This window comes from Micromonospora sp. B9E7, assembly GCF_039871815.1.
GTDB lineage: Bacteria > Actinomycetota > Actinomycetes > Mycobacteriales > Micromonosporaceae > Micromonospora.
Map to the genome: position 1 here is coordinate 418,444 of NZ_JBDPLX010000005.1, position 7,493 is coordinate 425,936.

General features: G+C 71.1%; 8 protein-coding genes. 5 read left to right on the forward strand and 3 right to left on the reverse strand.

Translation table 11 applies throughout. From position 1 onward, the window contains the following. Window positions 1–49: 49 nt before the first annotated feature. Together ABGB10_RS11185 and ABGB10_RS11190 are read right to left on the reverse strand one after the other, a co-directional pair. A complete protein-coding gene (locus tag ABGB10_RS11185; protein WP_347660781.1) occupies window positions 50–1,090 on the reverse strand; it encodes a hypothetical protein in 1,041 nt (346 codons plus the stop codon). 33 nt (window positions 1,091–1,123) lie between these two features. Then, entirely contained in the window at window positions 1,124–1,675 is a 552-nt protein-coding gene (locus ABGB10_RS11190; RefSeq protein ID WP_347660782.1) for a phosphoribosyltransferase family protein, read from the reverse strand. A gap of 187 nt (window positions 1,676–1,862) precedes the next feature. Here ABGB10_RS11190 and ABGB10_RS11195 point away from each other — a divergent pair, with 187 nt between their 5' ends. The 4 genes from ABGB10_RS11195 (at window position 1,863) to ABGB10_RS11210 (ending at window position 6,367) form a co-directional block, all read left to right on the forward strand. After that, window positions 1,863–2,495: a septal ring lytic transglycosylase RlpA family protein gene (locus ABGB10_RS11195; protein ID WP_347660783.1), complete on the forward strand. Its 633-nt coding sequence runs from the start codon at window positions 1,863–1,865 to the stop codon at window positions 2,493–2,495. 105 nt (window positions 2,496–2,600) lie between these two features. After that, complete coding sequence (locus ABGB10_RS11200) at window positions 2,601–3,725, forward strand: PP2C family protein-serine/threonine phosphatase (RefSeq protein ID WP_347660810.1); 1,125 nt, start codon at window positions 2,601–2,603, stop codon at window positions 3,723–3,725. 129 nt (window positions 3,726–3,854) lie between these two features. Further along, window positions 3,855–5,711 carry an acyl-CoA dehydrogenase gene (locus ABGB10_RS11205; protein WP_347660784.1) on the forward strand — a complete coding sequence of 619 codons (1,857 nt, stop codon included), beginning with the start codon at window positions 3,855–3,857 and terminating at the stop codon, window positions 5,709–5,711. Window positions 5,712–6,097: 386 nt separating this feature from the next. Beyond that, complete coding sequence (locus ABGB10_RS11210) at window positions 6,098–6,367, forward strand: DUF6458 family protein (protein ID WP_030332052.1); 270 nt, start codon at window positions 6,098–6,100, stop codon at window positions 6,365–6,367. Window positions 6,368–6,418: 51 nt separating this feature from the next. Here the strand turns inward: ABGB10_RS11210 and ABGB10_RS11215 are convergent, their stop codons facing one another. Beyond that, the gene (locus ABGB10_RS11215; RefSeq protein ID WP_347660785.1) at window positions 6,419–6,958 is read right to left on the reverse strand and encodes a histidine phosphatase family protein; all 540 of its coding nucleotides are present in this window, start codon (window positions 6,956–6,958) and stop codon (window positions 6,419–6,421) included. 112 nt (window positions 6,959–7,070) lie between these two features. On the opposite strand from ABGB10_RS11215, the gene ABGB10_RS11220 reads away from it, so the two are divergent. After that, entirely contained in the window at window positions 7,071–7,358 is a 288-nt protein-coding gene (locus ABGB10_RS11220) for a DUF6458 family protein (RefSeq protein WP_347660786.1), read from the forward strand. Window positions 7,359–7,493: the final 135 nt, after the last annotated feature.

Consider the following 7,493-nt stretch of genomic DNA (forward strand, 5'->3'; position numbering starts at 1 on the left):
GTGCGCCCCGTACCGCCGCCGCATTGCGTCGGGCCCCCGCTCGGAGCAGTCAGATCATCTGCCCGGCGTAGCCGGGGGCCGTGAGGAGCCGGTCGTCGCCACTGACCGCGTGCGCGTCGAGCACCGCGTCGGCCAGCTTGACCACGTGTTCGTCGCCGTGCCGAGCCGCTCGGGCGAAGACCTCCGCCGGGGTCGCGGCGGTCACGGTCGGTGGCGCGATGCCGTCGGTTGGGGCGTACACCGAGGTCATGGCCGCCGTCGCGGCCCAGGCCGCGGCGAGGCTCGGCGCCCACAGCGACCGGTCCAGAGCCGGCAGGGTACGCAGCACAGCGGTCGGCGCGGTGACCGCGTGCACCAGCATGACCGGCGCGGTGTGCCCGAACCGCAGGTAGTCCAGGCTGGCGCGGTACACCAACGCGGTGAGACCGTTCTCCGCCTCGGCCGGGCTCCGCGCGGGGCGCAGCGCCGCGAGCGCCGGCTCCCATCGGGGTACGCCAGGCAGCCGAGACAACCGGTCAAGGACGCCCCCGGTCTGGTCGTCGATCCGGGGTAGCCCGGCCAGCGCCGCGTCCACGTCCAACTGCCCCGGAGCGGCGGAGGGGTCGTCCGGCACCCGGTCGGCGCCCGGCACCGGCTGCCAACGCGCCGCCCAGTAGCCGAGGGCCTGGGCCAGTTCGGTGAGCCGGTGCGGGGTCGTGTCGTCTGTTTCGAGTGCGCGTACGGCGTGCCCGACCCGGATCACACCGTGGGTGGCGCCGGCGGCGATGCCCGGCAGCAGTCGGGGCCACCAGGTGCCGAGCACGTCGCGCCAGGGGTGTTCGCGCAGTTGTCGGTCGAAGTACGCCAGCCAGTCCCCGGCCCGCTTCGCATCGCCCAGCGCCCCTCGCCAGTCGGTGATCGGGTGCAGCCCCCGGGGCAGCTCGTCGAGTCGACCGAGGTAGTCGTCGAGCCAGCGGTGCACCTGCTGCTGGTGCCCGTGTCGGGTCAACGCCTCGACGGCCATCGGCCCGTGGTTGGAGAGCCACCCCTCGTACTCGGGCCCGGTGCGGTGCAGTCGTTCGTACGCCTCGTCGAGAATTCCGTCACTCATGCACCGATCGTCGGAGCTGAACCGCGGTTCAGGTCAAGCCGGTAGATCCGCGGCGTTGATCAGGCCGGTGATCCGTAGGTCGGCCGCGACCTCGGGCGGGCAGTCGACGGCCACCACGGCGGTGCCCAGCACCTCGGCGCCCCGCGCGGCACAGATGTCGTAGAGGGCGCGGAGTTGCGCGCCGGTACGCACCCAGTCGTCCACCACCAGTACCCGGTCGCCGGTGCCGAGGTGCCGGTCCCGTACCGCCAGGTCGACCCGCCGGCCCCGGTAGTCCGGTGGGCTCTGCGCCCAGGTGAGCGGCCCGGTCGGCAGTCGCCCGTCGCCGAATTTGTGTGCGGCCACGAAACCGACCCCGAGTGCGGTGGCGGCCAGCGGCCCGAGCAGCAGCCCGGTGACCGCCGGGGCGAGCACGACCGTCGGCCGGGCGGCCCGGTACGGCGCCACCAGGGCCGGTCCCAGCTCGGCCAGGACCTCCGGGTCCCGCCACCAACCGGAGATGTCGCTGACCAGGTGACTCGTGCCCGGGCCGGGGTCGACCCACCGGAACAGGGTGGCCAGGCGGTCGGTCAGCTCAGCGGGCATCCGCTCATCCTCCGGCACGTCCGGTCGACGTGTCGGCACCCGGGCCGGCCGGCCCACCCCGGATCGGATGATCGGCTACACGTACCAGCGCAAATGCGGGCATACCACGATGATCACGTTGACTTCGGAAGTGCTTCTCTCGTTACGGTCCGACCCGGTTTGTTCAGTCGACGAAAGGACCGGGCCGGTGGCAGGCAGGCACTCCCGTACCCGCATCTTCTCCTCTCCGGCGGGCATCGTGGCCACCGCGGCGGTCGGCGTCGCCCTCGCCGTCGGGGGCACGTTCGGTGCCGTGCAGCTGACCTCCGGCTCCGCCCAGTCGGGGCAGACGACCCTCGACCTCACCCCGACCACCGCCGCCAGCAGCCTCACCCCCAGCTCGCCGGCCGTTTCTCCAAGTGCCAGCGCCTCCCCGAGCGCGTCCGCCAGCCCGTCGGCCACCCGGTCGCAGCAGGCCGCCTCCCGAGGCAAGGCCCGCACCGCGTCACCGAAGCCGAGCCCGACCGCCAAGAAGACCACGGCGGCGGCGAAGGTCCTCGACAGCGGCTCGTGTGGTGCCTCGTTCTACTCCGACGGGCAGCTCACCGCCAACGGGGAGTCGTTCAACCCGAACGCCCTGACCGCCGCGCACAAGACGCTGCCGTTCAACACCAAGGTCCGGGTGACCAACCCGGCCAACGGCAAGTCGGTCGTGGTGCGGATCAACGACCGGGGTCCATTCATCGACGGACGTTGCCTGGATCTCTCCCGGGCCGCGTTCGCCACCATCGCCTCCGTCGACGTCGGCGCGCTCACCGTCCGCTACGAGATCCTCGGCTGACCGGGGCGGGTGACGCCGATTTTGGTCGCCCGATTGGCCCGGCCGGTCAGAACCTCCTCGGACGACGGGTCAGGTTCATTCACCGTTTCACGAGGATCAGGCAAACTGTCCCTCGTATCCACGCGATTCCTCCAGCCGGGCCGTCGCCCGCTGAGCCCCGGATCCCGCGCCGGTCTCGGCGCGGCCCTCGTTCTGCTCGCGATCGTGTCGGCCGTGGAGGCGGCGGACGGCCGTCGGGCGCACTACGTCGCACTGTTGGCGGCCGTGCCCTTCCTGGCCGCCGCGCTGGCCTCCTGGCCGGTGGTGCTGGGGGTGGGCGTCGCGGCGACCCTGGTCGGGGCCGCCTTCGCCCTGGTCGAGCCGGAGATGTCGCTGGAAACCTCGGTAAACGTGGTCGGGATCGCGCTCGCCACCGGGCTGGCGGCGGTGGTGACGTCGGTCCGGCAGCGGCAGGCGGAGCGGATCGTCGAGTTGACCAGGCTCGCCTCGGTCGCCCAGCAGGCGGTGCTACGCCCGCTCGGGCCGCAGGTCGGCACGCTCTCGGTCGCCGGTCGTTACATCTCCTCCACCGCGACCGCCGAGATCGGCGGTGACCTGTACGAGGCGATCGACACGCCCTACGGCGTGCGCATGATCATCGGTGACGTGCGCGGCAAGGGCCTGGACGCGGTCCGGCTGGCGAGCATCGTCCTCGGCTCGTACCGGCACGTGGCGTACGAGCGGGCCGACCTGCGCGCCGTCGTCGCCGACCTGGACCGGGCGGTGGCCCGCAACGTCGGTGACGAGGATTTCGTGACCGCAGCGCTGGTCGAGGAACGCGGTGGCACCCTCACGATCGTCAATTGCGGGCACCCGCCGCCCCTGCTGCTGCGCCGCGGCGCGGTGATCCCGCTGGAACCGCCGGCACCGGCACCTCCGCTCGGGTTCATGCCGGTGGTCCGCCCCCGGGTCGAACGCCTGGAGCCCGGGGACCGGCTACTGCTGTTCACCGACGGGCTCGGCGAGGCGCGGCGGGACGGCGAGTTCTTCCCCACCGCCGACCGGGCCTGGCGGCTGCTCGGCCACGGCACGGTCGCCAACGGGCTGGCCTCGCTGGAGACGGCTCTGATCGAGTGGGTCCACGGGCGTCTGGACGACGACATCGCGCTGGTCCTGATGGAGTACGTCGGTGCCCGTTCCGGCGCGGCTGCGGCCGTTCCGAGCTGGGAGGTCGGTGCCACCGAGGGTTGATCCCACCCGTGGGGCACGAAGGTGTGTAATCGCCGTCACTTGTGCGATCCGCTTGTCGCTGGCTACCCGCGAGTAATACAGTTGGGGTTACTGATCGGTAACACCTGTCCGGAAGCGGGGCCAGCGAGCATGACCCACTACAAGAGCAACCTGCGGGACCTTGAGTTCAACCTGTTCGAGGTCTTCGGGGCGGACCGGGCGTTCGGCCAGGAGCCGTACTCGGACCTCGACGCCGACACCGCCCGCAGCTTCCTCGCCGAGCTCGACCGCCTCGCACGCGAGGATCTTGCCGCCAGCTACACGGACAGCGACCGCAACCCGCCGGTGTTCGACCCGGCCACGCACACCGCGCCGTTGCCGGCGTCGTTCAAGAAGTCCTACCAGGCATTCATGGACTCCGAGTTCTGGCGCCTGGACCTGCCGCCCGAGCTGGGTGGCACCAACGCGCCCCGTGCCCTCTGGTGGGCGCTCGCCGAGCTGGTGCTCGGCTCGAACGCCCCCATCTGGATGTACGCCTCCGGTCCGTCCTTCGCGCACGTGCTGCACGTCGAGGGCACCGACCGGCAGAAGCAGTGGGCCAAGCTCTTCATCGACAAGCAGTGGGGCTCCACGATGGTGCTCACCGAGCCGGACGCCGGTTCGGACGTTGGTGCCGGCCGCGCCCGCGCGACGCAGCAGCCCGACGGTTCCTGGCACATCGAGGGCGTGAAGCGCTTCATCACCTCGGGCGAGCACGACCTGAGCGACAACATCGTGCACTACGTGCTGGCCCGCCCGGTCGGCGTGGAGGGTGTCGGCGGCCCCGGCACCAAGGGGCTCTCGCTCTTCGTGGTGCCGAAGTTCCACTTCGACGAGACCACCGGCGAGTTGGGTGAGCGCAACGGCGTCTACACCACGAACGTCGAGCACAAGATGGGCCTGAAGGTCTCCAACACCTGCGAGCTGACCTTCGGTGAGCATGGCGTACCGGCCAAGGGCTGGCTGCTCGGTGACAAGCACGACGGCATCCGGCAGATGTTCATGATCATCGAGTACGCCCGGATGCTGGTCGGCACCAAGGCGATCGCGACCCTCTCCACCGGCTACCTCAACGCCCTGGAGTACGCGAAGAGCCGGGTGCAGGGCGCCGACCTGATCCAGCAGGCGGACAAGGCTGCTCCGCGGGTCACCATCACCCACCACCCGGACGTGCGTCGCTCGCTGCTGCTGCAGAAGTCGTACGCCGAGGGTCTTCGTGCTCTGGTCCTCTACACCGCCTCCTGGCAGGACAAGGTCGCGATCGCCGAGGCTGCCGGCGACGAGAAGGCCACCAAGCTGGCCAAGCGGGTCAACGACCTGCTACTGCCGCTGGTCAAGGGCGTCGGGTCGGAGCGGGCCTACGAGATGCTCGGGCACGAGTCGCTGCAGACCTTCGGCGGTTCCGGCTTCCTCCAGGACTACCCGCTGGAGCAGTACGTCCGCGACGCCAAGATCGACACGTTGTACGAGGGCACCACCGCCATCCAGAGCCTGGACCTGATCTTCCGCAAGATCGTCCGGGACAACGGCCAGGCGCTGATGGCGGTAGCCGGCGAGATCCAGGAGTTCATCTCCTCCGAGGCGGGCAACGGCCAGCTCAAGGAGGAGCGGCAGGCGCTCGGTAAGGCGCTGGTCGAGGTCCAGAACATCCTCGGCGTGATGACCGGCTGGCTGGGCGAGGCGCAGGGTGGCGACACCCGGGCGCTCTACAAGGTCGGGCTCAGCAGCCGGCGCTTCCTGCTGGCGATCGGCGACCTGGTCGTCGGCTGGCTGCTCCAGCGGCAGGCCGACGTGGCGCTGAAGGCGCTGGCCGGCGATGTCTCCACCAGCGACAAGGCGTTCTACACCGGCAAGGTGGCCGCCGCCCGCTTCTTCGCCCGCGAGGTGCTGCCCCGCATCGGCGCCGACCGGCGGATCATCGAGGGTGCCGACCTCGACATCATGGACCTCCCGGAGGAGGCCTTCTGACCGTGCCACGGCACGGTTGACGGATCCGGGTCGCACCACCCGGTACCGACACCGACGGCCGGCGAGGGCGATATGCCCCGCCGGCCGTCGCCGCGTCCGGATGGATGCCCCTGCCGAGCCGGCAAGGTCACGCCCTCGCTCGGTCCGTCGTTCGCCTTTGCTCTGCTTACCCCGAGGCGACAGTGAGGGCACCGAACCGTTGCGTGGGGTTAGCAGAGTAGAAGGAGCGGATCGCGGCCGCCCTCCTCGCGCGAGAGGCGCCTGGCCGCCGGGGGCGAGCACGCATTGGGCCAGCCCGGCCGGGTATGCCGGCGTCGTGACGGGTAACCGTCGCGTGACCTCGAAAGGGAACGCCCAGAGCCACCGCACGGGGGAGTGCAGCGCATATGGGTGTAGGAAGCGGCATCTTTCTCATCGCGATCGGCGCGATCCTGACCTTCGCGCTGAGAGCCAACGTCTGGTGGATCGACGTACGGGCCGTCGGTTGGGTCTTCATCCTGGCCGGGCTGGCCGTACTGCTGACCACGCTCTGGTTCTGGCAGGACCGGCGTAAGCGGGCCCGGACCCTCATCGTGGAGGAGAACCGGCTCTCTCATCCCACCGCGATGATGCCGCCGCCGCCAGACCCGCCGCCACCAACCGCGCCGCCGTCCTGAGTACGACCTGGGCGCGTACCTCTGAGCCACCCGCCGTGACCGGCGGGTGGCTCAGTCGCGTGCGGTGTGCGCTGCCGTGATCGGGGCTCCCGCCCGACCCAGCTCCGCCCAGCCGAATCGGCCGCGATGCACTGCCAGTTCGGCGGTACGCAGACCCTCCTCTGCCGCCCCGTCCGGATCGAGGAGCGCGGAGAGTAGGGAGATGCCCGGATTGTGGGCAATGAGTAAGGTGGTCTGGGCCGCCGGGTCGACCGTGCGGACCAGCGCCAACAATTCCTCCGGGTGGGCGTCGTACGCGCCGGTCTCGTAACGGACGACCGGTCGAGGACCGGTCGGGCCGCCCTCCGGCGGCGAACCGGCCATCCCCATCGCCACCCCGTGCCAGGTCTGCCGGGTACGTCTGGCGGGCGAGCAGATCACCACGTCGGGTAGCAGGCCCTGCCGCGCCAACCACGCGCCGGCCGCTGCCGCGTCGGACTCCCCGCGTGCGCTGAGCGGCCGTTCGGCGTCGTCCGCCGCGTCGCTGCCCTGCTCGGCCTTCGCGTGCCGCAGCAGGACCAGTGTCCGTGTCTCGGAGTCGGCGTCCGTCATGCCCCCAGCTTGCCCGATTGGCGATCTCCGTGCCTGGGTAAGTCAATGCCTGCCGCACCCCTACCGACGGCCGCGGCGCGTCGTACGCCAGGTTAGAGCCGAGGAGCGAGACATGGGCATTGGTGGCAGCATCTTCTTGATCGCGCTTGGCGCGATCCTCGCATTCGCCGTGGAGGCCGACCTGGGCTGGCTGGACCTGTCCGTGGTCGGCTGGGTGCTGATGCTGGCCGGCGTCGCCGGCCTGCTCGCCACCCTCTACTTCTGGAACAGCCGCCGCCGCACGGTGGTCGCCGCCCCGGCGCGCGAGGAACGTGTGGTGGCCGACCGGGTCGTGCCGGTCCAGGACGACCAGGTCATGCGGGAGTACCGCGAGGTACGTCGGCCGGGCCACCCGGTCTGATCCTCGCCCGCGAACTCCGGGGTCCCGCAGCGGCGCGGGGCCCCGGCTCGCGTTTCGACACAGCTCGTCTACGCGTCCGGCTCGTGCGCACCCGGAGAGACCGCCGCCCCCGCCACCCGGCCCCGCCACCCCGCC